The 25640-nt window shown below is 64.4% G+C and carries 27 protein-coding genes; 10 read left to right on the plus strand and 17 right to left on the minus strand.

What is annotated here, in order from left to right; translation table 11 throughout:
• Window positions 1–24 precede the first annotated feature (24 nt).
• On the plus strand, window positions 25–1032 hold the full coding sequence (locus AC5RU3_RS13985) for a LacI family DNA-binding transcriptional regulator (protein ID WP_309072549.1): 1008 nt from the start codon (window positions 25–27) through the stop codon (window positions 1030–1032).
• A gap of 40 nt (window positions 1033–1072) precedes the next feature.
• Here AC5RU3_RS13985 and AC5RU3_RS13990 read toward each other — a convergent pair whose 3' ends face one another.
• From AC5RU3_RS13990 to speB, 3 genes are read right to left on the minus strand one after another with little or no spacing between them, the layout of a single operon-like run.
• Window positions 1073–2080, minus strand: coding sequence for a nitronate monooxygenase (locus tag AC5RU3_RS13990; RefSeq protein WP_493965944.1), 1008 nt, complete (start codon window positions 2078–2080; stop codon window positions 1073–1075).
• Window positions 2081–2118: 38 nt separating this feature from the next.
• Window positions 2119–3801, minus strand: coding sequence for a thiamine pyrophosphate-binding protein (locus AC5RU3_RS13995; protein WP_493965945.1), 1683 nt, complete (start codon window positions 3799–3801; stop codon window positions 2119–2121).
• Window positions 3801–4784, minus strand: coding sequence for an agmatinase (gene speB, locus AC5RU3_RS14000; protein ID WP_493965946.1), 984 nt, complete (start codon window positions 4782–4784; stop codon window positions 3801–3803). The genes AC5RU3_RS13995 and speB overlap by 1 nt, the downstream gene beginning before the upstream one ends.
• Window positions 4785–5056: 272 nt before the next feature.
• Here speB and AC5RU3_RS14005 point away from each other — a divergent pair, with 272 nt between their 5' ends.
• Window positions 5057–5452 (plus strand): DUF1801 domain-containing protein, encoded by a 396-nt coding sequence (locus tag AC5RU3_RS14005; protein ID WP_309071962.1) that lies wholly within the window; start codon window positions 5057–5059, stop codon window positions 5450–5452.
• A gap of 9 nt (window positions 5453–5461) precedes the next feature.
• Here AC5RU3_RS14005 and AC5RU3_RS14010 read toward each other — a convergent pair whose 3' ends face one another.
• Window positions 5462–5869 carry a VOC family protein gene (locus AC5RU3_RS14010; RefSeq protein WP_493965947.1) on the minus strand — a complete coding sequence of 136 codons (408 nt, stop codon included), beginning with the start codon at window positions 5867–5869 and terminating at the stop codon, window positions 5462–5464.
• A gap of 162 nt (window positions 5870–6031) precedes the next feature.
• Here AC5RU3_RS14010 and AC5RU3_RS14015 point away from each other — a divergent pair, with 162 nt between their 5' ends.
• Window positions 6032–6988: a carbohydrate ABC transporter permease gene (locus AC5RU3_RS14015; protein WP_309071964.1), complete on the plus strand. Its 957-nt coding sequence runs from the start codon at window positions 6032–6034 to the stop codon at window positions 6986–6988.
• 3 nt (window positions 6989–6991) lie between these two features.
• Complete coding sequence (locus tag AC5RU3_RS14020; protein WP_493965948.1) at window positions 6992–7933, plus strand: carbohydrate ABC transporter permease; 942 nt, start codon at window positions 6992–6994, stop codon at window positions 7931–7933.
• A gap of 83 nt (window positions 7934–8016) precedes the next feature.
• Here the strand turns inward: AC5RU3_RS14020 and AC5RU3_RS14025 are convergent, their stop codons facing one another.
• Together AC5RU3_RS14025 and AC5RU3_RS14030 are read right to left on the minus strand one after the other, a co-directional pair.
• Window positions 8017–9399: an extracellular solute-binding protein gene (locus tag AC5RU3_RS14025; protein WP_458116446.1), complete on the minus strand. Its 1383-nt coding sequence runs from the start codon at window positions 9397–9399 to the stop codon at window positions 8017–8019.
• A gap of 208 nt (window positions 9400–9607) precedes the next feature.
• Entirely contained in the window at window positions 9608–10186 is a 579-nt protein-coding gene (locus AC5RU3_RS14030; protein ID WP_309071967.1) for a cupin domain-containing protein, read from the minus strand.
• Between the two features lie 138 nt (window positions 10187–10324).
• On the opposite strand from AC5RU3_RS14030, the gene AC5RU3_RS14035 reads away from it, so the two are divergent.
• The gene (locus AC5RU3_RS14035) at window positions 10325–11857 is read left to right on the plus strand and encodes a sodium:solute symporter family protein (protein ID WP_493965949.1); all 1533 of its coding nucleotides are present in this window, start codon (window positions 10325–10327) and stop codon (window positions 11855–11857) included.
• 2 nt (window positions 11858–11859) lie between these two features.
• On the opposite strand, the gene AC5RU3_RS14040 is transcribed toward AC5RU3_RS14035, so the two are convergent.
• The 3 genes from AC5RU3_RS14040 to AC5RU3_RS14050 all read right to left on the minus strand — a co-directional run bounded on the left by AC5RU3_RS14040 (window position 11860) and on the right by AC5RU3_RS14050 (window position 13817).
• Window positions 11860–13017, minus strand: a complete 1158-nt coding sequence (locus AC5RU3_RS14040; RefSeq protein WP_493965950.1) for an AI-2E family transporter — start codon at window positions 13015–13017, stop codon at window positions 11860–11862.
• Window positions 13018–13087: 70 nt separating this feature from the next.
• Window positions 13088–13414, minus strand: a complete 327-nt coding sequence (locus tag AC5RU3_RS14045; RefSeq protein ID WP_493965951.1) for a DUF202 domain-containing protein — start codon at window positions 13412–13414, stop codon at window positions 13088–13090.
• A gap of 1 nt (window position 13415) precedes the next feature.
• On the minus strand, window positions 13416–13817 hold the full coding sequence (locus tag AC5RU3_RS14050) for a YidH family protein (protein ID WP_493965952.1): 402 nt from the start codon (window positions 13815–13817) through the stop codon (window positions 13416–13418).
• Between the two features lie 227 nt (window positions 13818–14044).
• On the opposite strand from AC5RU3_RS14050, the gene AC5RU3_RS14055 reads away from it, so the two are divergent.
• Complete coding sequence (locus tag AC5RU3_RS14055; protein WP_493965953.1) at window positions 14045–15139, plus strand: VIT1/CCC1 transporter family protein; 1095 nt, start codon at window positions 14045–14047, stop codon at window positions 15137–15139.
• 367 nt (window positions 15140–15506) lie between these two features.
• Here the strand turns inward: AC5RU3_RS14055 and AC5RU3_RS14060 are convergent, their stop codons facing one another.
• The 7 genes from AC5RU3_RS14060 to AC5RU3_RS14090 all read right to left on the minus strand — a co-directional run bounded on the left by AC5RU3_RS14060 (window position 15507) and on the right by AC5RU3_RS14090 (window position 22649).
• Entirely contained in the window at window positions 15507–16397 is an 891-nt protein-coding gene (locus tag AC5RU3_RS14060) for a diacylglycerol/lipid kinase family protein (RefSeq protein ID WP_493965954.1), read from the minus strand.
• 288 nt (window positions 16398–16685) lie between these two features.
• Window positions 16686–16979 carry a hypothetical protein gene (locus AC5RU3_RS14065; RefSeq protein WP_493965955.1) on the minus strand — a complete coding sequence of 98 codons (294 nt, stop codon included), beginning with the start codon at window positions 16977–16979 and terminating at the stop codon, window positions 16686–16688.
• A gap of 195 nt (window positions 16980–17174) precedes the next feature.
• The gene (locus AC5RU3_RS14070) at window positions 17175–17870 is read right to left on the minus strand and encodes an alpha/beta fold hydrolase (protein ID WP_493965956.1); all 696 of its coding nucleotides are present in this window, start codon (window positions 17868–17870) and stop codon (window positions 17175–17177) included.
• Window positions 17871–18054: 184 nt separating this feature from the next.
• Window positions 18055–18303: a hypothetical protein gene (locus AC5RU3_RS14075; protein WP_493965957.1), complete on the minus strand. Its 249-nt coding sequence runs from the start codon at window positions 18301–18303 to the stop codon at window positions 18055–18057.
• A gap of 407 nt (window positions 18304–18710) precedes the next feature.
• On the minus strand, window positions 18711–20225 hold the full coding sequence (gene rfaE2, locus AC5RU3_RS14080; RefSeq protein ID WP_493965958.1) for a D-glycero-beta-D-manno-heptose 1-phosphate adenylyltransferase: 1515 nt from the start codon (window positions 20223–20225) through the stop codon (window positions 18711–18713).
• Complete coding sequence (locus AC5RU3_RS14085; protein ID WP_493965959.1) at window positions 20222–21640, minus strand: aldehyde dehydrogenase family protein; 1419 nt, start codon at window positions 21638–21640, stop codon at window positions 20222–20224. Before AC5RU3_RS14085 ends, rfaE2 begins: the two co-directional genes overlap by 4 nt.
• Before the next feature lie 85 nt (window positions 21641–21725).
• Window positions 21726–22649, minus strand: a complete 924-nt coding sequence (locus tag AC5RU3_RS14090) for a Rieske (2Fe-2S) protein (protein WP_493965960.1) — start codon at window positions 22647–22649, stop codon at window positions 21726–21728.
• Between the two features lie 133 nt (window positions 22650–22782).
• Here AC5RU3_RS14090 and AC5RU3_RS14095 point away from each other — a divergent pair, with 133 nt between their 5' ends.
• The 4 genes from AC5RU3_RS14095 (at window position 22783) to AC5RU3_RS14110 (ending at window position 25317) form a co-directional block, all read left to right on the plus strand.
• Complete coding sequence (locus AC5RU3_RS14095) at window positions 22783–23169, plus strand: PadR family transcriptional regulator (RefSeq protein WP_493965961.1); 387 nt, start codon at window positions 22783–22785, stop codon at window positions 23167–23169.
• The gene (locus tag AC5RU3_RS14100) at window positions 23166–23882 is read left to right on the plus strand and encodes a hypothetical protein (RefSeq protein ID WP_493965962.1); all 717 of its coding nucleotides are present in this window, start codon (window positions 23166–23168) and stop codon (window positions 23880–23882) included. Before AC5RU3_RS14095 ends, AC5RU3_RS14100 begins: the two co-directional genes overlap by 4 nt.
• A 77-nt stretch (window positions 23883–23959) precedes the next feature.
• The gene (locus AC5RU3_RS14105; RefSeq protein ID WP_493965963.1) at window positions 23960–25135 is read left to right on the plus strand and encodes a VOC family protein; all 1176 of its coding nucleotides are present in this window, start codon (window positions 23960–23962) and stop codon (window positions 25133–25135) included.
• Window positions 25136–25188: 53 nt separating this feature from the next.
• Window positions 25189–25317: a hypothetical protein gene (locus AC5RU3_RS14110; protein ID WP_458116435.1), complete on the plus strand. Its 129-nt coding sequence runs from the start codon at window positions 25189–25191 to the stop codon at window positions 25315–25317.
• A 29-nt stretch (window positions 25318–25346) separates the two neighbouring features.
• Here the strand turns inward: AC5RU3_RS14110 and AC5RU3_RS14115 are convergent, their stop codons facing one another.
• The gene (locus AC5RU3_RS14115; RefSeq protein ID WP_309072245.1) at window positions 25347–25595 is read right to left on the minus strand and encodes a hypothetical protein; all 249 of its coding nucleotides are present in this window, start codon (window positions 25593–25595) and stop codon (window positions 25347–25349) included.
• Between the last annotated feature and the right edge of the window lie 45 nt (window positions 25596–25640).

Here is a 25640-nt window from a genome sequence, read left to right on the forward strand (position 1 = left end):
CAACACTACAAAAGGACACTTCCCATGGCGGCAACCCTGCATGACGTGGCCCAGGTGGCCGGGGTGTCGTTCAAGACGGTGTCCAACGTCATCAACGACCACCCCAACGTCCGGCCGGCCACGCGGGAGCGCGTCAACAAGGCGATTGCGCAGCTGGGATACCGTCCGAACCTCACCGCCCGCAGCCTGCGCTCCGGCCATACCGGGGCGATCACCCTCGCCGTCCCCCAGCTGCGCCTCCCCTACTTCGCGGAACTGGCCGACGCCGTCATCGGTGCGGCTGAGGCCCGCGGCCTGGTGGTGCTCGTGGAACAAACCAGCGGCGAACGCGACCGCGAGCTCGAGGTGCTGAAGAGCCCCCGTCTGCGCATGTCGGATGGGCTGATTTTCAGCCCGCTCGGCCTCGGTGAAGAGGACGCGGCGCTCGTCACCGCCGAGGTGCCCATCGTGCTGCTCGGTGAGCGGATCTTCTCGGGGAACTGCGACCACGTGACCATGCAGAACGTCGAGGGCGCACGTGCCGCCACCGAACACCTGCTGGACACCGGGCGGCGGCGCATCGCCGTCGTCGGTGCCCATGAGGGTGAAGTCATCGGGTCCGCAGGTCTCCGCCTAAGGGGCTACCGCGAAGCGCTGGAAGCCCGCGGCATAGCGTACGACGACGACCTCGTCGCCTACGTCGGTACCTGGCACCGCGCCAACGGTGCCGAAGCCATGCACGATCTCCTCGACCGCGGGGTGGAGTTCGATGCCGTGTTCGGCTTCAACGACACCCTGGCGCAAGGCGCCATGCGTGTGCTTCAGGAGGCCGGGCGCCGCGTGCCGACTGATGTTGCCGTGATCGGCTTCGATGACCTGGACGAGACCCGCTACTCCATCCCCACGTTGAGCAGCGTCAATCCTGGGCGCCAGGAGATCGCAGAGACGGCCATTCGGGTGCTCCTGGAACGCATCAAGAACCCGGCCGGACCCGCGCCGCGCGAAATCCTCACGCAGTTCCAGGTGATGGCCCGGGAGTCCACCGCCGTCTGACTGCAGGCGGTTTACGCCGGCGCTTCCTGCGCCGGGCGCTCTAAGCCAGCGACCCGATGATGCTTGCCGCCGGTGCGGCCGCAGCCGAGGCGAACCCTGTTCCCGCCCACAGGTGCGCCACGTCAGGGTTGCCCTGGGCGACGGCAGCCTTCCGCAACGGAGCCGTCGCGTGGTGCAGGTGGGGGTAGCCCGCGGGAGCGTCTAGATGTTCACGGATGAATCGGTTCGTGAGTCCGCGCGCATAGCGTCCGGTGTAGGCCCGGGTGAGGGAGGTTCCCGTGAACTGTCCGTTACTGAGCGCTGCCCGGTGCACTGGATTCGTCCCCGCCTCGTCGGCGAGGAGGAGCGCCGTGCCCACCTGCACGGCGTCGGCCCCCTGCGCACGCAACCGTCCGACGTCGTCGGGACCGGCCACTCCCCCACCCGCCGCAAGCGGGAGCCCGGTTACCGACCGGATGCTGGCCAGCGTCTGCTCAAGGAGTTGATCGGTAGGCAGTTCCTGCTGGCTGAATGTTCCGCGGTGACCGCCGGCGTTCGGCCCCTGCACCGCGAGCGCCCGGGCCCCCGCTGCTACCGCACATTGCGCCTCGGCCGCCGTCGTCACCGTGACTATGGAGAGGATCCCGGCACCGGCCATCCGCGCGAGGACTGAGGCCTCCGGACATCCGAAAGTGAAGGACACCGCCGCCGGTCTGGCCTCCAGAACGATTGCGAGTTTGGCGTCCCAGCCGTCGTCGTCGTTCCGGGGGTTGCCTACCTCGACGCCCAGCGCAGCAGCCTCCGGACGCAGCGACTCCACGTAGGCATCGAGCAGCCCCGGCTCAGGCTGAAACGAATCCGGCACGAAGAGGTTCACACCCACGGGCCCTCCGGTCAGGCCAGCGACGCTGCGCAGCTGCGCCTCGACGTCCTCCGGCGCGCGGTAGCCGGCGGCGAGGAACCCCAGGCCACCGGCGTTGGTCACCGCGGCGGCGAGCTCCGGCGTCGTCGGCCCGCCCGCCATGGGCGCTCCGACGATCGGCTTGTCAAGATCGCGCAGGTCGAACACGGCGGGTCCTTTGCATGTTGGAAGGGGTGTTTCCCAACCTACAGGTGAGTCGGAGCGAACAACCTCAGCAGCGTCTCCACCACGACGACGTTGGGCCCCTCCGCCGCGAAGCTCGCCTCCAGCACCTCCCGCACGTTCTCCGGTGCGACTCGGACCGCGGGAACGCCGAAGGACTCGGCCAGCTTCACAAAATCAGGTCGGGTGAGCTCGGTTGCGGTGGCCTTTCCGAAAGCGCCCTCCATGTACTCGCGGAGGATTCCGTACCCGCCGTCGTCGACAATCAGCCACGTGACCGGCAGGTCGTGCTGGCGGGCGGTGGCGAGCTCGGCAATCGAGTACATGGCCGACCCGTCGCCGGAGACAGCGAGTACCCGCGCCGGCAGTCCTTTCGAGGCGAGCCCCACCGAACCGCCGATGGCACTGGGAAAACCGAATCCGAGGCCGCCGGCGCCCTGCGCGGAGTGGAACTCACCGTCACGGGAATCCCAGCAGCTCCAGGCCCAGTACGCAGAAATAGTCATGTCCCAGAAGGTCTGCATGTCATCCGGCGCGGCGGCGCGGATGTCGGCCATGAACGTACGTTCCTTGGCCAGGTCCTGTGAATCGAGGCGCGCCTGAACCTTGGCGAGCGTTTCGGCAACGAGCCGGCGGGGGTCGTAGTCGCCGGTCCGGCGTTCGACAGGTTCAAGAACGTCGTCCAGTGCGGCAAGCGCCTGGCCTGCATCGGCCCGGATGCCCAAAGCCGGCCTGTTCGACTCCAGGACCCGCGGCTCGGCGTCGATCTGGATGATGCGTCCGCGCGGCTCGAGCGTGAAGTAGTTGGACGTCACTTCGCCGAGCGAGGATCCGATCACCAGCAGGACATCGGCGTCCTCGAGCACCTCCGTGATGTAGCGGTCCTCAGCCCAGGACTGCAGCGAAAGTTCATGGTTCCAGGGAAACGCGCCGTTACCGCCGGGCGAGCAGAGCACCGGGGCGTCGAGCTTTTCCGCCAGCGACAGCAGCCACTTTTCGGCCTTGCCTCGTCGCGTGCCACCGCCTGCCACGATCGCCGGGCGCTTCGCTTCCGACAACCACTTCACTGCCTCGCGGACAAGTTCCACGCGGGGCGGGTTGTCGAACGGCTCCGCCAGGGCGTCCTCCACTCTGGGCACGACGACGGGATCCAGCAGCACATTCTGCGGCACCTCAACCCATACTGGTCCCTGCGGGGAGGAGACGGCCTCGGTCCACGCGTCCTGGATGGCGGACGGTATGCCGGAAGCATGCTGGATCAGCCGCTGGCTCTTGGTGACGTTCGCGGCGGACGCCTTCTGGTCATCGAGCTGGTGCAGCATGCCTTTGCGGCGGGCGCCGAGACCCTCCAGCGGAATCTGGCTCGCAATGACGACCATCGGCACACCGGTGGCGTATGCCTCCTGCAGCCCTGCCAGCGACGTCAGCGCGCCGGGACCCGTGGAAAGGAACAGCACGCCCACTTCGCCGGTAGCGCGGGAAAACCCATCGGCCGCGAACGCTGAATTGTTTTCGACGCGTGATGAGACGAATTGGAGGTCAGATCGTGACAGGGCATCGAACAGGCCGAGCGCGTGCTGGCCCGGAATGCCGAAGACCGTGGTCGCGCCGAGCGCACTCAGCGTCTCGACAACAAGGTCACCGCCGTTGCGCTGGCCGGTGACCGGCTGCGGGGGAACTGTGGCGTCGCTTTCAACGGACTGCATTAGCCGTCCTTTCGGGTGGAGATGTTGTCGGCCATCAGACTCACCAGATCGTAGGCCACATGCGACGCCGCCACGCCGGTGAGCTCCGCATGGTCGTAGGCGGGAGCAACCTCGACGACGTCGGCACCGACCAGGTTCATCCCGCGCAGACCGCGCAGGATCTCGAGCAGTTCACGGCTGGTGATGCCGCCGGCTTCCGGCGTACCGGTCCCCGGCGCGTGGGCAGGATCGAGCACATCGATATCGATGGAGACGTAGAGCGGGCGGTTGCCGATGCGGTCGCGGAGCTTGGCGACAATCTCATCGACTCCCTGCCGGAAGACGTCGGAGGAGGTGACGATGCCGAAGCCGAAGCGCCGGTCGTCCTCGAGGTCCTTCACGCCGTACAGCGGCCCGCGCGTTCCGACGTGTGAGATGGCTTCGGTGTCCAGGATCCCTTCCTCGACAGCACGGCGGAAGGGGGTGCCGTGCGTGTACTCGGCGCCGAAATAGGTGTCCCAGGTGTCAAGGTGGGCATCGAAGTGCAGCAGCGCAACCGGCTCTCCGGCGCGCTCGGACGCCGCGCGGAGCAGCGGGAGTGCGATGGTGTGGTCACCGCCGAGTGTCACCAGCCGGGCGCCGTCGTGCGTGAGATCCAGCGCGTTCTGCTGAACCGTCTCAATGGCCTCGTGGATGTTGAAGGGGTTGACCGCCATGTCGCCGGCGTCGGCGACCTGTACGCGCTCGAAGGGCGAGATGTCCATGGCCGGGTTGTAGGGCCGCAGCAGGCGGGACGCCTCGCGGACGTGGTTTGCGCCGAACCGCGCGCCCGGCCGGTAGGAAACCCCGGAATCGAACGGCACGCCGACGACGGCGATGTCTGCCTTCTCCACCTGGTCGATCCGCGGAAGCCGCGCGAAGGTAGCCGCTCCGGCATAGCGGGGTATGCGGGCTGAATCGATCGGCCCGAGACGGCCACCGGCTGTAACGCGCAGCTCTTCCATGGATGTGACTCCCTCTGTTCTCCGCCGTGCGGCGCGGTGAGTTGCCTAATAGGCATCAACTGTTTCCAGTAAGGCTAATTGTGAAGCGGGTCTCAGTCAATGTCGCAGGTCCGCTGCGAAACGGATTGCCCACCTTCTTCGCGCGACCCTGCGCACTGCCCTCGACATGGCGGCCAACCCACACCACAATGATCGCTACGAAGCAGTCGAAAGTGGGCAAACCGGCGCGCACCGCAACCGAATCACAGCAGAAGAATCACAGCAGGAGAATCATGCACTACTCACCGGATCCGCGCGTCGATGCCTACATTGACGGACTCCCCAACTGGCAGCAGGAGATTTGCCGTGAGGTACGGGACCTCATCCACTCCGCCGATCCCGAAGTCGAGGAAACGATCAAGCGTACCGTTCAGCCCTACTTCGTACTGAAGGGCAATATCTGCGCCTTCCTCACCACGAAGGACCACCTGAACGTGTTCCTGTACGACGGCGCAATCGTCCCCGACCCGGAAGGCATCATCACAGCGGGACAGCAGAACAAAACCGCGCGAACTGTTGCGTTCTACGAAGGCGACACGGTCAATGCGCCGGCACTGCTGGCGATGTTCAGGCAGATCATCGCCAACAACCGGGCGGGCGGCTGGCGCAAGCTGAAGCAGGGAAGCTAGGCAGCGGCGCTAGGAACGCGGAATCAACGGCTTATCGGCGCGGGCCTTGATTTGCTGCACAGCCCAGGAATTACCGTCGGGATCGTCGAAGCCGAAGAAGGTGCCGCCGTCGCGCTCGTCGAAGACGGTAATGTCACCGACGTCGACGCCGCGGCTCATCAGTTCCTCGCGCGCCGCGTTGATATCCGAGACAACGAGCTGCAAACCCTTCAGCGTGCCCGGCTCCATTGAGCGCATACCCGGGCCATTCCCGAAAACAATGGAACACCCTGAGCCCGGAGGTGTGAGCTGAGTGAAGTGCATGCCTCCGACGTCGGTCTCGTGATCCTGGTTGAAACCGAGTTTGTCCCGGTAGAACTCAATCGACCGGGCCATGTCTGAAACCGGCACAACGACAACTTCCAGCGTCCAGTCCATGCACTGCTCCTGACCTTGAAGGGGTGGCATTTACGCTACCGCGACCGTCCTCACCGCGTATAGCAAATCGCTTCTCCGATGGGAAGATTTCTGCCCTAAACAAAGCAGGCTTATGGCTTACTCTTGTCAGAAGCGACCCTGCCGACAGCAAGGAGGTGCAGCATGGCCACAGCGATTGACTCCCAACGGGAAAGACGAATCAGGCGTCCCCGCTGGATCAAGGAACCGTTCAACAGCGAGGCGAGGGCGGGCTATCTGTTCATCCTTCCCTGGGTGATCGGGTTCCTGGTTTTCACTCTCGGCGCCATGATCTACAGCCTGGTCATCTCCTTCACCAACTACGACCTCTCCACGGACACCGCCTCACCGGTCGGGTTCAGCAACTACGAATTGCTGTTCAAGGACCCGAAGGTCATGACATCGCTGGGCAACACGTTGTACTACGCAATCTTGTCCGTGCCGCTCGAGATCTGCTTCGCGCTGCTGTTGGCATACCTGCTGCACCGGATTCCCGATCGCGGAGCGGGAATCTTCCGCATCATCTACTACCTGCCGAAGATGACGCCGTCGGTTGCCGCCGCGTCCATCTTCCTTCTGCTCCTGAACGGCAACTCCGGCGCTATCAACGGCTTCCTCGGTATCTTCGGCATTGACGGGCCGCAATGGCTGATCGATCCCAACTGGATGAAACCCTCGATCATCATCATCGGTCTCTGGAGCGTCAGCGGCACCATGCTGATCCTCCTCGCCGCGCTGAAAAATGTTCCCCAGGATCTGTATGAAGCGGCCGCGCTGGACGGTGCGGGGGCGATCCGCCAGTTCTTCTCGGTGACGCTGCCGATGATTTCCAATGCGCTCTTCTTCTGCACCATCGTCCTGACGATCGCCGCGCTTCAGGTCTTCGACCAGGCGTTCCTGCTGTTCTATCGCGACACGCAGAGCGGGTCACCGGACGCCGCACTGTTTGTCGGCGTCTACCTTTTCCAGCAGGCGTTCCAGCAGTTCAACATGGGCTTCGCCGCTGCAATCGCCTGGCTGCTCTTCGTCATAATCCTCCTGATCACGATCTTCCAGGTGCGTTTCGGGAACAAGTTCGTCTACTACGAAGGGGGCAGGTAGGCCATGGCTTCAGTAATCAACTCACAGCCGCAGGCAGCCGTTGAATCGGATCCGCGGGCGAAGTCAGCCGCCGCACCCAACCAGCGTTTCCCCTGGTACAAGCCACGCAGCATCATTGGGCGCGCCATTCTGTGGTTCCTCCTGCTGGGATTTTCCGCGCTGTTCCTTTATCCGTTCGTGTGGCTGCTGGCGGCAACGTTCAAACCGCGCCAGGACGTCTTCGACAATCGCCTCATTCCCGAGACCTGGGTCTTTTCGAACTACGTCGAGGTGTGGGACCAGCTGCCGCTGCTCGCCTGGATCTCGAACAGCCTGATCATTGCGCTCCTGGCCGCTGGCCTGGTCACGGTCTCGAGTTCCCTGGTGGCGTTCGGCTTTGCCTACTTCCGCTTCCCTTTCCGCAACCTGCTCTTCGGGCTGGTGCTGGGAACCATGATGTTGCCGGGAGCTGTCACCATGATCCCGACGTACCTGATCTGGAAGGAACTCGGCTTCCTCGGGACAACCGTCCCACTCTGGGGAGCCAACCTCTTCGGGTCTGCGTTCTACATCTTCCTGCAGCGCCAGTTCTTCCTCGGACTCCCCCGCGACATCTTCGAAGCAGCGCGCATCGACGGTTGCAGCTACTTCGGACTGTTCTGGCGCATCGCGATGCCGCTGTCCATCCCGTCCTTCATCATCGTCTTCATCTTCGAGTTCCAGGCCAGCTGGAACAACCTGCAGGCTCCGTTGATCTACCTGAACTTCGGCGGCCCGGAGGAATTCACGGTACCGCTGGGCATCTCCTACGCGATGTCGCTGTTCAGCCCCACCTCCGGCGGCCAGGCAGATTACCAGTACGTGATGACGGCCGCGCTGCTGGTGACCTTACCCATGCTGATCCTGTTTGCCTTCGGCCAGCGCTACTTCATCGAGGGCCTGGCGGGCCAGGGCCGCAAGGGCTGACCCAAGCGTTGGGTTGGCATGCAAAGAGGGTGGGAGCCGGCTCCCACCCTCTTTGCGTGATGATCTACTGACGACGGCGCACGTTACTGGGCGCCGGCAGTCGCCTGCTCGTACACCAGCATCGCAGCGGCCTGGGCATCCCCGAGCGCTTCCTCGATGGTCTTGTCACCGGACATCGCGGGCGCCATGGCGTTCTGCAGTTCGGTCTGGATCTCCAGACCTGCCGGCGAAGAGCCGAGCGGGACGCCGTTTTCGAGAGCCTGGTAGTAGGACTCGATCAACTGGTCGAAGCCCTCGTTGCCCGTTGCCTCAAGGTATTCGTCGCGGATCTTCTGGTCGGCAGTAGGTGAACCGGTGAAGATGCCGGTGAACATGCCGCCTTCTTCCATACCGGAGACACGAGCCTCAGCCGCTGCCATCCAGGCATCATCCGAAGTGTTCTGGACAGCCCACTTGCAGGCGGCTGCCTTGTTCTTGGCTCCGGTCGGGATCACGTAGGACTGTCCGCCGGCCACGGCGATGGGATCGCCGTCCTGATTGCGGAGCGGCACGCCCGAAACCTCGAGCTGGTCAGCGAAGTCCGAGAGCACGTTGGGGTACCACTGCGCGTACAGCCCGGCACCTACCTGATCCGCCACGAACTGGTTGTTTTCGCCGAAGAAGTCCCACGTCTGGCTGAAGCTGTACGCCGTTTCGTAGCCGCCCTGAGCGTCATAGATTTCCTTCAGCCACGTCAGGGCCTCGACGTTCGCCGGATCATCCAGGGTCGGCTTGCCGGTCTCATCCATGATGCCCCCGCCGAAGGCCGCGAACCAGACCGGAGCCTGTGACGGCATCTGCGGGTCGAAGCCGAGGCGGGAAGGTGCGTCGCCCTCCGACTCGTACATTTCCTCGGCGGCGCTGAGGACGGCATCGGGGTTGGAGGTATCGAGATCCTCGGGCGTCACGCCTGCCTCCCCCATGACCCGGGTGTTGGCGATGATTGCCCACGGCTGCCAGAACTGCGGGATGCCGTACACCTGATCGTTGTACGTCACGTCCTGCAGCACGGCCGGATAGTAGTGTTCCTCGGCGCTGACGTCGTGGGTGGTGAAGCACTCATCGACCGGTTCAATCAGGCCCTTCGCAGCATAGGTGGCCACATACTGGCGGTCCATGACCACGAGGTCGGGAAGGGTTCCACTCGCGGCCTGCGCCGCGAACCGCTGCGGGTCAAAGTTGCTCTCGTTGATCTCGACGGTCACGCCGTCCTCTTCAAGGGCTGCGGTGGCGAAGTCTGCACGCGAGGTTGCCACTTCGTCGCCGAGGGTAAATCCGCCCGTGGTCATGGTTCCCGAAAGTTCGGCCCCGTAGTCCGCAGCCTCGCCCGAGTCCGCTTCCCCGCCGCCACCGCCGCCACAGGCGGTGGCCGCTAACGCGATGGCCGAAACCACCGCGAATCCTGCTGCTGTCCTAGAAGTCTTCATTGCTCCAGTCCCTTCACAAGCTAGCGCGCCAGCACTGGCGCGGGCGGATCGTCGAGGCATCGAGGCAAACAACCGGCGCGGGCCGGCTGGCTGCAAATTTGACCACAACAGACACCGGTCAAGTCCGGACCGGCGTCGTTCGATCAGTATTCCATAAGCCGACTTGGTATCTCGGTAACGATTGGCCCAGCCGATCGGGGCGCCGTCGTCAGCTTCTTGAAGCTGCCGGAACCAGCGTCCATAGGACAACCGCTTCTTCATCGGAGGGATTGACCCAGGTGTGCGGCTCCCGGCCGGGGAAGGTGATGGTGTCACCGGCTTCAAGGTCATAGCGGGCGTTGGAGAAAATCAGCTCAAAGCGACCGGCGATGATGTGCAGGGTCTCCACTTCGCAGTCCACCGAATAGAGGTCCGACTCGCCCTTGCCTAACGGTTCGATGACGGCCCTGATCATCTGCAGGCGCCGCTCGGAGCGCGCTGTCACGAGACGCTCATTGATCCCCTCGCCGCCCAGGCTGATTTTGGGCGCCTCCTGAAGTCGCGTGAGGTGCGTTTCCGGAACCGTAAAGAGGTCACCGATCGAGATGGACAGCACCTGGCACAGGGTAACCAGGGAGGCGACGGACGGCGAGGTCAGATCCCGTTCCACCCTGCTCAGGAAACCCTTGGTCAAACCCGTGGAGTCGGCGACCTGCTCGATCGTCATCCTCTGCGCCTGCCGCGCGGACCGGATCCGGGAACCGATCGCCACCGGCGCATTGCTGGGTTCTACTGGCAAAGCCTTCATATGGTTCCTTCCCACCGCTGATTCACGAGCATACAGATGCTTCAAGCGGCGTCACACTTGACCTGTTAGATGGGTCACAACTAGCCTACGGGAAAACATCTGTTGCCTATAGGTGAAATAGCTCACTGCAGGAGAACCATGGAATTCCTCAATGTTGCCATCGTGGTGCTGTACTTGATCTCGATGCTCGCGTTCGGCTGGTGGGGCAAGTCCCGCACCAAGAACACCAGCGACTACCTCGTCGCCGGGCGTCGCCTGGGACCAGTGCTCTACACCGGCACGATGGCGGCGGTGGTCCTTGGCGGAGCCTCCACCGTCGGCGGAGTGGGACTGGGCTACCAGTTCGGTATCTCCGGCATGTGGCTTGTCGTCGCCATCGGCACCGGCGTACTGGTGCTCAGCCTTCTCTTCGCTCCGACTATCCAGAAGCTGAAGATCTACACGGTCTCGCAGATGCTGACCTTGCGGTACGGCCACGAAGCCACGAAGATCGCCGGTTTCGTCATGCTCGCTTACACGGTCGTGCTCTGCGCTACGTCCACCGGCGCTTACGCCACCATCTTCGTCGTGCTGTTCGGCCTCGAGCGCTGGCTTGCCATCGCACTTGGCGGAATCATCGTTCTGATCTACGCGACCGTCGGCGGGATGTGGTCCATCACCCTGGCTGATATGGCGCAGTTCATCATCAAGACCATCGGCGTTTTCGCCCTCATGCTCCCCTTCTCGCTCTCCGCTGCGGGCGGTTTCGAGGGCATCCGCGAACGGGCGGGAGAAGAGTTCTTCAACATCACCGGCATCGGTGCGCAGTCCATCATCACCTACTTCGTGGTCTACACACTCGGGCTCCTCATTGGGCAGGACATCTGGCAGCGCGTCTTCACCTCCAGGACGCCGGGTGTTGCCCGGTGGGGCGGTACAACGGCAGGCATCTACTGCATCCTGTACGGCGTCGCGGGAGCGATGATCGGTATGGCCGCCAGTGTGCTGCTTCCGGTCCTCGAGAACACAGACGACGTCTATGCCCAGGTGGCCATTGACGTTCTTCCGATCGGGGTCGGCGGTCTTGTCCTGGCGGCCGCAGTCGCAGCCATGATGTCCACTGCGTCCGGCGCCCTCATTGCGGCGGCCACCGTGGCGAGTTCCGACGTCGTGCCTTTCGTCCGCAGCTGGCGGCGTCACGGCTTGCGCGGCGGAGCAGCGGTTGCGGCCGAGGGACGCAAGGAGTCCAACCCGGAGCACGACGTCGCCGGTAACCGCCTGTGGGTGCTCACGCTTGGAGTGCTGGCAGTGCTGATCGCAATCCTCCTCAACGACGTCGTCGTTGCGCTGACCATCGCCTACGACATCCTGGTCGGCGGTCTGCTGGTCGCCATCCTCGGCGGCCTGGTGTGGAAGCGCGGAACCGGTCCCGGCGCTGCGGTGTCGATGATCGCCGGGTCCGTTGTCACGCTCGGCACGCTCGCCGTCTACGCGGGCCTCGCCATCGGCGACGGACTGTACGCGAACGAACCGATCTACTTCGGCCTGCTCGCCTCCGCTATGTGTTACGTGGCGGTGTCGCTCGCCACGAAGCCAACCGAACCCGCGGTCATGGCGGCATGGAACAAGCGCGTCTCAGGCGAGATCCAGGAGGAAGTCCCTCTCGAGGGACCCACAACCCCGGTGCGCTGAGACTACTCCGTAGGGGCGGCTGGCTCTTCGCTGGAGGCTGCGGGTGCGGAGTCGGCGGGAGCCGAGAGCTCCTCCGGTTCCGCATCCGGTTCGTCCTCTCCGGTCCACACCTTGATTGCGGCCCAGGCGACAGCGGCGACGGGCACGGAGAGGATTGCGCCCACGATGCCGGCAAGGATGGTGCCCGCCGTGAGTGCCAGCAGGATTACGAGGGGATGGATGCTGAGCGAACGCCCCATGACCACCGGCTGCAGGAAGTTTCCCTCCAGCTGGTTCACCACGACGACGGCGAGGATCACCATCAGCGCCACGAACGGTCCGTTGGCCACCAGTGCCACGAGCGCGGCCAGAGCACCGGCCGCCGTGGCGCCCACCAGCGGCACGAAGGAACCGACGAACACGATGACGGCGAGCGGCAGCGCCAGCGGAACGCCCAGAATGAGCAGCGCGATACCGATGAAGACTGAATCGACCAGCGCGATGATGGCCGTTCCCCGGACGTACCCGCCCAGAACCTCAAGACTTCGGAAGCCTACCCGCTGCGCTTTGTGAAGCCGCTCCCCGCGGAAAGGCCGCAGCAGGAACGCCCAGATCCTGTCCCCGTCCTTCAGGAAGAAGAAGAGGATGACCAACAGCAGCACCGCACCGGCGAGGAACTCGCCCGCCGCCGTGATCCCCGAAAGGGCGGTGGAACCGACCGTCGCGCTGGTGGCGAAATCGATCAACGCCTGGCGGGCATCCTCGATCTGTGATTCATCGATGGGCAGCGGCCCTGTCCGGATGAAGTCATAGATCTGGTCGAAGCCCTCCGAGGCGCTTGCTACGAGTTCGTCGAGTTGGCTGCGCACGGCAAACACGATCGCGGTGACCACCCCGCCGAGGACCGCCAGCAGGAGGAAGAAGGAAAATGCGGTCGCCGCTGCACTCGGCCAGCCTTTGCGCCGGAGCATGTTGACCAGAGGACTGATTGCTGCCGCGAGGATCAGGGCCAGAAGCAGCGGAATGACCACCAGGCGGATTTGGATGAGCCCGTAGATGGACACCACCAGCACCGTGAGCAGCAGCAGGAACTGTGCACCGCGGATGCTCGTCCGACCGAGTCCGTCTTTCCAGGGGTTTGACCGGTTCGATGCTGCAGTGGTGTCGCGTCTGTATTCCACGGGCGCTTCTTCCTTGGGTGGGAGGGCATGCCGAAAGCGGCAGTTTTGCTTCTACCCTACGTGCAGCGCTTTACAGCGGGATGAACAGCACGGTGTAGATGCCCAGGCCGCCCATCGCGAGCACCACAGCGGACGTGCATAGGACCGCGACTACGTCGGCATGCACCCGGCCCCGGGAGACCCCGGCGACGCTCCTGGCGTACCGGTGCCGTTGGCTCACGTAAATCCCGAGCGCGGCCATCAACGCCGAGAGCACGAGGGTTCCCGCATACCAGCCGTGGACGGGAACCCATCGCAGGAAGAGGAGGCTGGCGCCGACCAGCGCCATCATGGTTCTGCCCCACGCGAGGGAGGTCCGCTCCGGTTGCAGACCGGGATCCCGGCCCAGGACGGTCATCTCAGCTGCCCCGCATGAGGACAAACACGACGACGACGGCGGCCACTGCCGCGCCGCCCAGGGCCAGGAGCGGCGCCAGGAACGGAAGCGGCAAGGGTGTTCCGTGGCGCATTGCGCGCTCGACGTTGAGCCACCGGAAGCAGGCCACCGAGGAAATGATCATCGCCAGCAGCAGGAGCAGGACCGCCAACGTGGTCCGCAGCTCGGGATTGAAGATGTCGGCGGTGAAGGCCTCGACGGCGATGCCGCCGGCCATGAGGGCAAGCGATGTGCGGATCCAGGCGAGGAACGTGCGCTCATTGGCCAGGGTGAACCTGGGGTCTGGTTCGCTGCCGCCGCGAAGGAGTCGGCCGGCGAGACCGCGCCGGCCGGCGTCATCGTCGTTTTCGCGAGTTGTATGCACCGCTTCATCCTAGCCAGTGACCGCGCCCGCATCGGGAGCAGGTAGGATTGATGTCTGCGAAGGGGAGTAGTTCCGGGGCGTTCGGCTCCGCGGCCTGTCGACATACTGGCAATCATTGATGATGCCCGGCAGTCCACCGCAACAGCGGCGAACGAGACCTTCGGCCATGCATGAGTTAATGGTCGGAGCTTCCCATCAGCCCGGCCGTCTGAGATCAGGAGCCGGCTTTGACCCCCCAGGTAACGCGAACACCCGCCGATGTGAAGCGATGGCGGCAGTATCTGGCCGACGAACGGGCAGAAGCCGCAACCTACCGCTACCTGGCGCGTAAGCGCGGTGGTGAGGAGAAGGAAATCCTTCTGGCCCTCGCCCAGGCGGAAGGCCGGCACGAGCAGCACTGGCTCACGCTCCTGGGGGACGACGTCGGCAAGCCCCTCCGCCCGTCGCTGCGGAACCAGATCCTCGGCTTCCTCGCCCGGCGTTTCGGGTCGGTCTTCGTCCTCGCCCTCGCCCAACGTGCGGAGGGCCGCTCCCCCTATGCGGCAGATCCCTCCGCAACGAGTGCGATGGCCGCCGACGAGCAGATCCATGAGGAGGTGGTCCGCGGCCTCGCGACGCGCGGGCGCAACCGGCTTTCCGGCAACTTCCGTGCGGCCGTCTTCGGGGCGAACGACGGTCTGGTGAGTAACCTCGCGCTCGTGATGGGTATCGGCGCCACGGGCGTTTCCAGTGCCTTCGTGCTGTTCAGCGGGCTCGCTGGTCTCCTCGCCGGCGCACTGTCGATGGGTGCCGGCGAGTACGTGTCGGTGCGTTCGCAGCGTGAACTGCTCACGGCGTCGCGCCCCACGCAGGTCACCCTGACGGTGGCCAAGGAACTCGACATCGACGCGAACGAACTCGTGCTGGTTTACCGTGCCCGCGGGATGTCACCGGAGGCCGCGGAGCACCGTGCGGCAGAGCGGATGGGCCAGTTCAGCTGTGACTGCGACCCGAGCCTGTCCCTGCAGCCGGAGCGCCAGGAACCGCAGGACGATCATGAGAGCGTCGGGAGTGCCGTGGGAGCATCGGCGTCCAGCTTCTGCTTCTTCGCTTCCGGCGCGATCATCCCCGTCCTGCCGTACATCTTCGGGCTGACCGGACTTGCCGCGGTGGTGACAGCGTGTGTCCTCGTTGGGCTGGCGCTGTTGGCGACGGGCGCCGTCGTCGGGTTGCTGTCGGGGGCCTCTCCGCTCAAGCGGGCCCTGCGTCAGTTGGCCATCGGGCTGGGGGCCGCCGCGGCGACCTACGCGCTCGGGCTGGCGTTCGGCGTCTCGGTTGCCTAGCGTGCGCCGTCGGTTCTGCGATCCCTCCGATGGGCTCGATCGCCTGCGGGCAGCAATCCAAAGAGCGACTGTCTCCGAAGCAGGGGAGGAAGCACGCAGTTGAGGGGTGTGCAGGGGATAGGACAACGTGTTGGGACACTGCCATCCAATCCCCCGCACTGTGGAACCGAACCTAGCGCTCTCCTGCATATCAAAGGGCTGTCCCTAGTCGGCAAGACGTCGTTGGGATCGCCCAAAGCACTAGCCCGGTCCGCAGCAAACAGCGGAGCGGGCTAGCTGCTTAACCTCGTCCACTGCTCGTCAACAATTCGAGCACGCCCGACGGGAGCATGTAAACCGTCCCCGCGGTCCTGGAGCCTGATTATGCTCAGCCAATGATAGGCAAGGCGCGGGGAACACTCTCGATCGTGACTGACGTTCCTGCAGCCGCCGACTTCACTTCCCCATCGATCTGGTACGGGATCGGCTTGAGCGTTGAGAACTCGTATCGGTCTGTGCTGGGCTGATCTCCCAGTCCCTTCGTCGTCGCGCGAACAGCCCTGAGGAGGATGCGCCACTTGGCCATGTGAGGGAAGGTGATGACCTCGAATTTTCCGTCTGCCGGGTGGTCATCGGCCTCACTGAGGGTTGCGTACTTCGCCATCTGCGAGATGTTCGCGAAAACCAGGCTGTCGAACTTACGTCGCACGCCGTCGTTCTGCCGGATCTCGAAGGGCTTGAACTTGCGGAAGGTTCTCACCACAGAGAACATCTCCTTGATTGCTCCCTTGCTGCCCTTCTCGAGATCAATGGCCATGATAGGAGTCAGGCCGAAGCCGATGTAGGAGTGCGCGTACACGGACTCGGCGTCGGATCCCGCTGTGATGCGCAACAGATCGATGCGTCGGACGGCTCCTTCGGCGATTGCCTCAGCGAGCGGTTGCCTGGCGGTCACCCGACTGTGATCGTTTGCATTACCGGCAGCGAGCACAGCGCAGACCGCATCCGCATTATCGGCGGACATGACGCCGTTGACCACCTCGTTGTACCCGCCGTCTCCGCTCACCGATACAACGAGCGCATGACCGTCCGAGGCAGCTTCGCGGGCAAGCTCCACCGCATGTCCTGCTCGTTGCGTCGGTTGCAGGCGCACATCAGGAGAGTCCGGCAGGAGTCCGAGGAGTTCGTCCTTGAGGGCCTCAGCCAGCGCCGGGGCGTCGCCGGTGCTGTTGGGGTTGTAGATGATGGTTATCGCGTCAAACCGCCGCGGTGAATTCATGGGCTGGACCTTTCAGGATCGCTACTCGTGTCTACTGGCTGCTCAGGGTTCTCGTGGAGGAGTCGCGGGTAAGGAGCGGCGCGCGAGCGATCATGCCCGCTCCCCGGATCAGGTGCAGTGTCACGCTGCTACCTCAAAGGTGATTGAAGCTAGCTTACTTCGCCACGATGAGCAGGCCGATCCTTGGCTCCCGAGCCTTGTAGCTCCGGAGCACTGATTGTCCGGCCGCCTTAAAACCACATGGCGCAGGAGCATTGCTCCTGCACCATGTGTACGGTACGCGTAGTTCTAGTTTGAAGCGTTGTAGTGCTCACGACTTCCGGACTTCGCCAAACCGCGGGCGATCATGTAACCAATGGTCAGGTAGGTGATGTACTGCATGGCCTGATTGGCGTCGAACAGATCGCCCGCATCGGAACCCTCGGTGCCGTCGCCGACGACAGCAGCCGTGATGATGACAGCCAGGACAGCGGCGATGTAGACGAAGAACTCTGTGGTCTTCGTGGAGAGCTTGGTTTCGGTGCTGCGCCTGACAGAGTGGTCTTCGGTGGTTGCAGCGTTAGTGGAAGTATTCGTAGACATGTGTCTCCTGTGATGGGGTTGGCTTGATGCCGAGAGCCGGCGCTAGAGATGCGCTCCGGCGGGGAGGTTCAGATCGGCCGCGGTTTGCTCCGCGGGTAACCTCTGCAGTCTCGACACTACCCGCACACGGGATCAAAAGCAAAGCAGGCTTATTATTCCTCGGTCATGGCGCCGGGACGCACTGAGGCTGCCGGCTTAAGCGTCGCTGGGGTGGAGGTGATCCGCGAGGGGGGCCCGAGAGCCGCGCATGAACTCAAGAACTGCTGTCGTGATCGAAGCGGCACCTCCCCGGTGCGCGGCATGCGGTTGATTCGGTACCTCAGCCAGGCTCCCGTGCTGCGCCCGGCTGCTGAGCAACTCGCACCACTCGTGCCGAGCAATGATGTCGCGCGTTCCACGGATAACCAGAACCGGGCATGCAGCCAGAGGCAGCCGCTCATCGAGTCGGTAACTCAGCATGACGGGCAGTTCCTTCGAGTACCAGGAGAGCCCGCACTGGGCGTACGCCGTGGCAACCATGATGTTCGTGATGGGTCTTTCGATGAACGTGTCCGCAGCAAGCATGAGGGCGTGTTTGACCGGGGAACGGTGCGCGACATCAGTGACAGGACCGATCAACACCACGTGAGACACCAGGTTGGGGCGGATGATGGCAAGCTCGGTCACGAATTGAGCACCCATCGAGTGACCGATGAGAACGCACTCCTGCACACCTTCCTCATCGAGCGTGCGTGCGATGAGGACTGCGTAATCCTCAACGCTGAGTTGACGATCAGGCTTGGGTGTCCCCCCGAAGCCCGGCAGATCGAGGACGAGTGTGTCGCCGTGCTCAATCAGCGCCAGCTGCAGCCTGTCGAAGTAGCGGTGGGACATCCCGATCCCGTGAACCATGACAAAAACTGGTGTTTCCGTCCCTGGCTCGATGGATTGCGGGGATCGGTACACCCGACACGACAGGCCGTCGTGAGGACCATCATCGATATTCGGACGCTGTTGCGGAATCTGTGGGTAATTCATTGTGCTTTCAGTGTGAACGGACATAGAGTCGGCCGGTGCCGACGGCAATGACCGGCAGTCACACGATGTGAGTCACGGTGGAGATGTAGGAGGATGCGGGAATGCGTCCGGTGCCATCCCGACGATTCAGCTCTTCGGTGAGCTCTTCCCGCCTGAACTCGGTTTCCGGTTCGGGACCACCGTTCAGATATTCGACGTTCAGCTCGCGGAGCACCTTGCTGTTGAGTACATGCAGCGTGGAGTCATCCAGTTTGCGCAAGTCCTCCGGGAACTGCGCGGTGGGGTTCATAGTGCTGTCGAAATTCATATCTTATTCCTTGTCTGCTCATCTGGAGCGGTGCACAGCACCGTCCCGGACGGAAGGCATCAAAAGTGACGGGATGATTCAGGAGAATCAGTCGCCGGGCGGCGTCCTGAGCTGGATCGGGTGGGCAGTTCACCGTTGTCAGTGGAGTGCGCATGCAGCGGATCCTGTTGGCTGAAGATTCGCTGAATCATGTGGTCGGAACATCACGGGGCGCCTTTGCGGGTTTCGCCATGCGGTCAGACGGTCTTTGTGGAAGCAGAACTGGGGGCAACTCGGACCCCCTCCCCTCTCACGGTACAGCAGAAAGCCTCACATGGTGTTCAGAGGGCAGCGATGAGCGCAGGCGCACACGGCACGACGCCGGCGGTAGAGGGCCCATGGCGGCCACTCCCCCGGCCCGCGTCGGTTCACGGCATAGGAGTCGAAGCAGCGGGAGGGGCCCATGGAGGCGTCCGGATCTTCTCGACCATCGCCGTCGTCGACTGCTCGGGGACGTAGTCAAGAATGCGCACAACTCCGCCGCAGCGCTCCACGACCGGTGCTTCCTCAAGCATCTGCGACGAGTAGTCACCGCCCTTCGCGTAGATGTCCGGGCGCAGCGCCTCAATCAGGGGCACCGGGGTGTCAGTATCGAAGACGGCGACGTAGTCGACGCAGCTCAGCGCCGCAATGACGCCTGCGCGGTCAGCTACGCCGTTGATCGGCCGGTCCGGTCCTTTCAGACGCCGCACTGAGTCATCACCGTTCAGGGCCACGACCAGCACGTCTCCCAACTGTTTCGCCTGGGTGAGGTAGCGGGTGTGGCCGCGGTGCAGCACGTCGAAGCACCCGTTCGTAAGCACGATCCGGCGACCCTGCTCACGTTCACCCGCGACGCGCTCGAGCAGCTCGTCGAGCGGAAGGACCGCCGAGGACAGCCCGCCCAAGTAGTGCGCAAGATCAGCCGTCGAGCACACCGATGTACCCGGTCGATTGACGACCACATCAGCTGCCGCCTGTGCCAGGTCCAGTGACGCTGTCATGGGCATTCCCGCCGCCCGCGCTGCGGTCAGGCACGCAACAAAGGTGTCCCCCGCCCCGGACGCCTGCTTCTCCGACGCCGGGCGGGCCCACGTCCGGTGAGCCTGCCCTTCCGCGGTGAGAAGCACGGTACCGTCCCGGTCCAGGGTGACGACGACGGCGCTCGCTCCCGTCGCTGCGAACAGTTCGGCGCGGCGGTCGGTCACCAGCGCCGCGCGGTCCTCGGCGGGTTTGGGCGGGAAACCCGTATCAAGCAGGCGTGCCGCTTCCAGCGCATTCGGCGTCACGATGGCAGGGGCCAGCTCCGCCCAGGGACGCGGATCATGTGCGTCGACCACAGTCAGGGCCTCTCCGATGCTTCCCCGCAGCGCCGCCCGTACGGCCGAGCCGAGCGCTCCTGTGCCGTAGTCACAGACCACGACGGCGGCACTCCCGCTCACGGAGGCCGGAACCGCTTCGGCGAGGGCTGCTACGGCTTCCGCCGGTGGTTCCCCGTCCTGGTCGTCCAGGCGCAGCATCACCTGGTCACCGCCGATGATCCGGTTCTTCGTCGTGGTCCTGATCCCGGGAACGGCGACGAGGCCGGAAGTGTCCACGCCGGCGTCGTCGAGCAGGGCACTCAGGCGGATACCGGCGTCGTCTGTGCCCACGAGGCCGACCAGGCGCACCCGCGCACCGAGCGCGGCGAGGTTCATGGCTGTGTTCGCTGCCCCGCCCGGTGCGTACTCGCGGCGCTGCACGTCGACCACCGGCGCGGGGGCTTCCCTGCAGAACCGGTCAATGCTCCCGGTCCACCAGCCATCCAGAATCACATCTCCGACCACAGTGATCAGCGGGGCGACGCGGGCCAACTCGACGGGCACCCATTCGGCGAGCCCGCGCGTTTCAGACAGCGCGGTCATGATCCGGAGACCTTCCCTGGTGCCTCAATGTGCACCACCTTGACGGTGCAGAACTCATTCAGCAGTTCGGGTCCGTAGCCGAAGCCCTCACCGCTTTCACCGCGGGGCTGCGCAGAACCGCCGGGAGCACCGCCGAAGACGGCATTGACTTTGACCGTTCCTACCGTGAACGCTGCGATTGCTTTCTGCGCGTTGGCGATGCGCCCGGTCAGGACGTTGGCTGCCAGCCCATACCGCCCGGCTGCCGCGAGTTTGAGCCCCTCGTCGAAGCTGCCCACGCGTGTTACCGGGGCGACGGGGCCGAAGGTCTCCTCAGCCATGATGTCCATCTGCTCCGTGCAGTTGAGCAGGACGGTTGCCGGGTAGTGGGCTCCCGGTCCTTCCGGGAGTTCCCCGCCTTCGAGCACTTCGGCGCCCATCTCACGAGCGGCCTGTACCTGGCTGTCCACCGCTTCCCGCATGCGGCGATCGACGAGCGGCGCAAGGACACCGGGCTCGTTCCGACGGCGTGCTTCAGCGGCGAGGGCGGCGCAGAACTCATCGGCGATGGCGTCGTGGACGTAGATCCGCTCGACGGCGGTGCAAATCTGTCCGCGGTTGCTGAACGCTCCGATAGCGGCTTGTTCGGCTGCCCAGGCGGGGTCGACGTCGTCGTCAATCAGGAGCGGGTCATTCCCGCCGTTCTCGCGGATCACGTGGGCCCCGGTGAGCACTGCAGCGCGGGCGATCCGGGCACCGGTGGCGCTCGATCCCACATGTGCGTAGACGTCGATGCCGTCCTCGGCGGTGAGCATAGCCCCGACGTCGGGTCCGCCGGAGAGAGTGGTCAGCACTCCTGCAGGAAAGCAGGGCGAGAGCAGTTCCCCCAGCCGCTGACCGACGTGGGGACAACGTTCACTGGGCTTGTGCACAACCGTGTTGCCGGTCACCAACGCGGCACCGATCAAACCGGCGGCGACGGCTACCGGGTCGTTCCACGGCGTCAGGAGCGCAGCGACTCCACGCGGCACGGTCACCGTGTAGTCGGAAGCCAGAGCTGAACCGCGGAGGCTGTGTCCGCGGTGCAGCGGGCCCAGCTCGGCATACTGCTCGAGCGTTGCGGCTCCGGCCTCAATCCCGGCGAGCGCCTCATCCCGGGGGCGGCCGGTCTCACGGCTGTTCAGGTCTGCGAGGTGATCGGCGCCGTCGCGCAGGGCACCGGCGGCCGACCTCAGCATCCCCGCCCGCTCGGCGGGCGCCACCGCAGCCCATTCGGGTTGAACCGCCCTAGCCAACTGGACGGCGAGCGCCACCTGTTCCCTGCCCGCGGACTCAACCGTTCCCACTTCAGTGCCGTCCCGGGGGTCATGGATGGTCAGGGTTGCGCCCTGCTCGGCAGCGCTTCCACGGGTCATCGTTTGGGGCTCGCTCGTCATTGCGCTCCTTCTGTCTCGCAGCTGTTGCTTCGTGCCAGAGGAGTACCCATTACGACGGCGTTTGACACAGTTGTCTGGTGTCGTTTTAGAAAGCTCCCCCACCTGCGGTAACTGGCTCGGTCCGGAGGGACCCGGGATCGGGCGCTGGGCGAACCTCCACCCTTCCATCGAGAATGCGCACTTCGAAGGCGCGCTGGGGCCGCGTGGCGGGACCGCGGGCGATTTGTCCGTCGGTCAGGCGGAAACGGCTGCCGTGCCAGGGGCACTCTACGCAGCCATCCTCAATGGTTCCTTCGTGCAGGGGCCCTCCGCGGTGGGTGCAGCGATCCGACATTGCACGCAATTCACCGGCATGGCGGACGAGTAGCACTGCCACTCCCCCGGCGTCGACGCGCATGGGCTTGTCAGTGACGTCCTCCACGGCCGCCACATCGGTCCAGTTCGATGGCGCCACCTCAAAGGCGGTGGTGTCGGTTCCCACGCCTCGGGCGTAGGCGAGGTGTCCGCCTAGCCAACCGGACACCGACACCAGTCCCATCCCAAGGGCTGCGGTGAGAACGCCCACCCGGCGGGCATGCGTTTGACGCGCAACAGCACTTGCGGTGAAGAGGCCGAGGGCCGTGACGTTGAGACCCGCATGAACGAGCCCGACCCGGCGTTCTGCGCCCTGGGTGTCAGCCCAGTCGCTGAGGCCGGTCAGTGCGGTCGGCAGCGCGGCGAGATTCCCGATGACGATCAGCCGACGTGCAGCGACCGCGGTTCCCTCATCCTTCGAGCCAACGAGGTCGAGGAAGAACGCGGACGCCCACGAGCCCAGGGGAAGGAGGATGAGGATCGGATGGGCCGGGTGTCCGGTTCCCGTCCCGCTCAGCACGTCCTTGATGAGCCCGGGCTTCAAGTATTTGCCCACAATGTCGGCGACTGCATTGGCCGGTGCATCGAGCACCTCCGCCCGTTCTACACGGCCTATGACGTTCTCGAGCGCAGCATTGATGGTGGCCATGTCCATGACTACCACTCCTTCCGGACGGCGGGTCAGCAGATGACTTCGACGCTAGCCCAGGCGGCCCGGAAGGGGAAGGGAGTGCTGTCTCCGGGGGCAGCAGCTTTACACGCTTACTACTTAGACAGACAATTTAGTCATGAACGTTCCGAGCGTTGATTCCCAATCCCAGGAAAGCGTGGACTGGCCAAGCGACTGGCTGCGTGCCACCCTGGGCCTCCTTGCCCTCAGGGCGCTCGCCGCCGGGCCCTCGTATGGCTACGCCATCATCAGCGATCTTGAGCGCAATGGGTTCGGCACCATCAAAGGCGGGACTCTGTATCCCCTTCTTTCCCGGTACGAATCTGCCGGCTTACTCACTACGGAATGGCGTGCCGGCGACGCCGGCCCCGGCCGCAAATACTTCGCACTGACGGAGCGGGGGCGCGCGGAACTCGCTCGCCTGAGTGCCGACTGGCTCCGTTTTACCGAGACCAGTACCCGCTACCTCGACCACCAGCGCCTCACAAAGGAGACCCCCGCATGATGCAGCACACCAGCGACAAGAAATGGTTCGACGAGCTCGTCATGGAGCTTCGTATGCGCCAAGTGCATGGGAGTGCCATCGGTGACACCATTGCGAGCGCCCGCGAGCTCCTCAGTGACACTGGGCAAGACGCCGAAGAAGCGTTCGGTTCAGCCCGGGATTACGCTGCCGCGCTCGACCTCCCGTCTGCGCCGAGGAATGACTGGATCAAGAAGGCACTCTGGCCATCGCTACTAGCGCTCCTGGCCTTTCTTGTCTTCAACCTGGCGGTGGTTTCCTGGACTCGATCCGAAGTGCTGCTTGTCTCACCTGCACAGCTAGCACTCCTCGCCACGCCGGTCCTGCTCATAGCATTGCTGCCGCTCTACCTTGAAGCTGTCATCCGACGCATCTGGGTCTGCGTGGGGATCAGCGCGATCTGCGCACTGGCCGGCCTGCTCTCTGCGTTTGCAGCTCCGACAGACCGGGTGGACGCATGGCTGGCGCTTCAACCGCTGCCCTGGCTTATCGGCAGCACCCTTGCCATGGTGGCACTTTCGATCCTGAACACCATCAGGTCATCCCGCTCGAGGGACGACGAGCGGATCACCGATCCACTCTCCACAGCGGGGGAAGGCAACGGACCAGGCGCCCAAGCGATGATTCACGTCACGAACTGGTTGTTCCCTCTACTCGCAGCCGCCACGCTTGCCCTTGCGTTGGTCCTCCGCTGAGCCTACGAATCGGTAGTACTGGGAATCGGTAGTACTTGCGGAGCAGATCGGCCGTAATCGGCGGTACAGTGCCGGGTATGAGCGAGGTCGGATCGGATTGGCGTTTCCTCGACGGAATCGCAATGGCGTGGTTCGATGCACGTTCGCTGACCGAGGGCGCTGCGCTGGCAGGGCGGATTCTCGAGGTGTCGCCTGACATTTCGGTCGACTTACGCCCGACAGGTGTGCGCGTGCGGCTTTCAACGAGCGGGGACGCCGAGGCGGTATCGGCAGCCGCAGGAGAGCTCGGGCTTGCCGCGAACCCCGTCGGCCTGCAGCAGGTCAGTGTCGTATTCGCATCGGCGAACCCCTCTGCCCTGAGCCGGTTCTGGCAGGGCGTGCTCGACTATGCGCCTGCTGAGGACGGCGCATTGGCGGATCCTCTCTGGCGCGACCCCGGCCTGCGGATCCGGCAGTCGACCGAGCTGCGGCCCCTGCGCAATCGCATCCATGTCGACGTGGTGCGTCCGGCCAGGGCAGTGCAGCAAGCGAATCTTGGTGAGGCGTCGGGACCGTTCGGAGTCCGCCACAGCGACCCCGACGGCAACGAGGTTGACCTTGTACCGGGCGCGGAGCTCGACGAGGAAACGGAGACAGCTGATTGGCAGGCGGTATTCAGCGCGATGGCGTGCTACCGCGTCACCTCGCCCGCACAGCAGCATGCCCTGGCCACCGCAGCCTCGGCGTTAGCCGACGGCACGGGCTTCCCACTGTTGGTCGACCTGCGGCCAGGGCTGGTCATCCTCGACAGCGGTAAGGATCAATGGGAAGACGACGCCCACGGGCTCGGCCTCAACTTCACCGATCTCGCCGCGGATCTTCAGACGGCTGCACGCGAACTCGGGGCGTCAGCGGATCCCGCGCTCCCGCGCTTCACTCAGCTCTTTCTGGACGCAGCCGATGTCGGGGCGGTCCGCGCGTTCTGGGCCGCTGCACTCGGATACACCCCCGATACACGGGTCGGGGTCAGCGACATCTACGATCCGCGTCGACTGAATCCGGTGATGGTCTTCCAGGAGCTGGACGCTTCTGAGACGGACCGGCGTCGGCAGCGCAACCGTATCCACTTCGAGCTCGCTGTGCCGGTGGACCTCGCGCAACAGCGCATCGCTGAGGCCGTTTCAGCCGGTGGCCGCGTCCTTGGCGAGTCGGAGGATCGATGGCGGGTCGCCGACCCTGAAGGCAACGAGATTGTGATCGTCAGTGGCGTGTGAGTTTGTGGCCTGCGTGCGCCGACTTGGTGGACCCAGGCCCCTAGACTTTGCCCATGACAGCTGATGAAGAGAAGGACCCGCCCGTACCGTCTTACCTTGAGGGGGTCTCACTGAAAAGGATCCATGACGGCCAGATAGCCAACCAGCACGAAGACGACGACGACTCCTCACCGGAGGAATGAACTAATCACCCTGGTGAGTCTCCCTTTGCTTACCTTCTGATCCGCCGTGGCATGGTTCTGGCGATGTAGGAGGCCGCGCCTCCGGCCACGATGATCGACACGGCTACCGCGCCCAGCATGCCGTAGAGGCCAAGAAGCGCAATCATCGGATCCGTCGAACGTTGAAGAAAGGCGAGCCCACCGGACAGCCCGATGACCCAGAACACAACGCAGGCCAGCAGGGCCGCCCCCGCTGCGATAACCGGCGGCTGGCGCCGGTACGATTTCCACGCGCTCATGTTCCTATAGTGCGACTGCGACACGGCTTGCTGCGCAATTTTCGA

Source organism: Arthrobacter sp. MDB1-55, from assembly GCF_059092925.1.

Excerpts from the sequence above, each read along its gene's own strand:
- AC5RU3_RS13985 (WP_309072549.1), top strand. The coding sequence starts at position 25 with ATGGCGGCAACCCTGCATGACGTGGCCCAGGTGGCCGGGGTGTCGTTC.
- AC5RU3_RS13995 (WP_493965945.1), bottom strand. The coding sequence starts at position 3,801 with ATGCAGTCCGTTGAAAGCGACGCCACAGTTCCCCCGCAGCCGGTCACC.
- speB (WP_493965946.1), bottom strand. The coding sequence starts at position 4,784 with ATGGAAGAGCTGCGCGTTACAGCCGGTGGCCGTCTCGGGCCGATCGAT.
- AC5RU3_RS14005 (WP_309071962.1), top strand. The coding sequence starts at position 5,057 with ATGCACTACTCACCGGATCCGCGCGTCGATGCCTACATTGACGGACTC.
- AC5RU3_RS14010 (WP_493965947.1), bottom strand. The coding sequence starts at position 5,869 with ATGGACTGGACGCTGGAAGTTGTCGTTGTGCCGGTTTCAGACATGGCC.
- AC5RU3_RS14015 (WP_309071964.1), top strand. The coding sequence starts at position 6,032 with ATGGCCACAGCGATTGACTCCCAACGGGAAAGACGAATCAGGCGTCCC.
- AC5RU3_RS14020 (WP_493965948.1), top strand. The coding sequence starts at position 6,992 with ATGGCTTCAGTAATCAACTCACAGCCGCAGGCAGCCGTTGAATCGGAT.
- AC5RU3_RS14025 (WP_458116446.1), bottom strand. The coding sequence starts at position 9,399 with ATGAAGACTTCTAGGACAGCAGCAGGATTCGCGGTGGTTTCGGCCATC.
- AC5RU3_RS14030 (WP_309071967.1), bottom strand. The coding sequence starts at position 10,186 with ATGAAGGCTTTGCCAGTAGAACCCAGCAATGCGCCGGTGGCGATCGGT.
- AC5RU3_RS14035 (WP_493965949.1), top strand. The coding sequence starts at position 10,325 with ATGGAATTCCTCAATGTTGCCATCGTGGTGCTGTACTTGATCTCGATG.
- AC5RU3_RS14045 (WP_493965951.1), bottom strand. The coding sequence starts at position 13,414 with ATGACCGTCCTGGGCCGGGATCCCGGTCTGCAACCGGAGCGGACCTCC.
- AC5RU3_RS14060 (WP_493965954.1), bottom strand. The coding sequence starts at position 16,397 with ATGAATTCACCGCGGCGGTTTGACGCGATAACCATCATCTACAACCCC.
- AC5RU3_RS14065 (WP_493965955.1), bottom strand. The coding sequence starts at position 16,979 with ATGTCTACGAATACTTCCACTAACGCTGCAACCACCGAAGACCACTCT.
- AC5RU3_RS14070 (WP_493965956.1), bottom strand. The coding sequence starts at position 17,870 with ATGGTTCACGGGATCGGGATGTCCCACCGCTACTTCGACAGGCTGCAG.
- AC5RU3_RS14075 (WP_493965957.1), bottom strand. The coding sequence starts at position 18,303 with ATGAATTTCGACAGCACTATGAACCCCACCGCGCAGTTCCCGGAGGAC.
- rfaE2 (WP_493965958.1), bottom strand. The coding sequence starts at position 20,225 with ATGACCGCGCTGTCTGAAACGCGCGGGCTCGCCGAATGGGTGCCCGTC.
- AC5RU3_RS14085 (WP_493965959.1), bottom strand. The coding sequence starts at position 21,640 with ATGACGAGCGAGCCCCAAACGATGACCCGTGGAAGCGCTGCCGAGCAG.
- AC5RU3_RS14090 (WP_493965960.1), bottom strand. The coding sequence starts at position 22,649 with ATGGACATGGCCACCATCAATGCTGCGCTCGAGAACGTCATAGGCCGT.
- AC5RU3_RS14095 (WP_493965961.1), top strand. The coding sequence starts at position 22,783 with ATGAACGTTCCGAGCGTTGATTCCCAATCCCAGGAAAGCGTGGACTGG.
- AC5RU3_RS14100 (WP_493965962.1), top strand. The coding sequence starts at position 23,166 with ATGATGCAGCACACCAGCGACAAGAAATGGTTCGACGAGCTCGTCATG.
- AC5RU3_RS14105 (WP_493965963.1), top strand. The coding sequence starts at position 23,960 with ATGAGCGAGGTCGGATCGGATTGGCGTTTCCTCGACGGAATCGCAATG.
- AC5RU3_RS14110 (WP_458116435.1), top strand. The coding sequence starts at position 25,189 with ATGACAGCTGATGAAGAGAAGGACCCGCCCGTACCGTCTTACCTTGAG.
- AC5RU3_RS14115 (WP_309072245.1), bottom strand. The coding sequence starts at position 25,595 with ATGAGCGCGTGGAAATCGTACCGGCGCCAGCCGCCGGTTATCGCAGCG.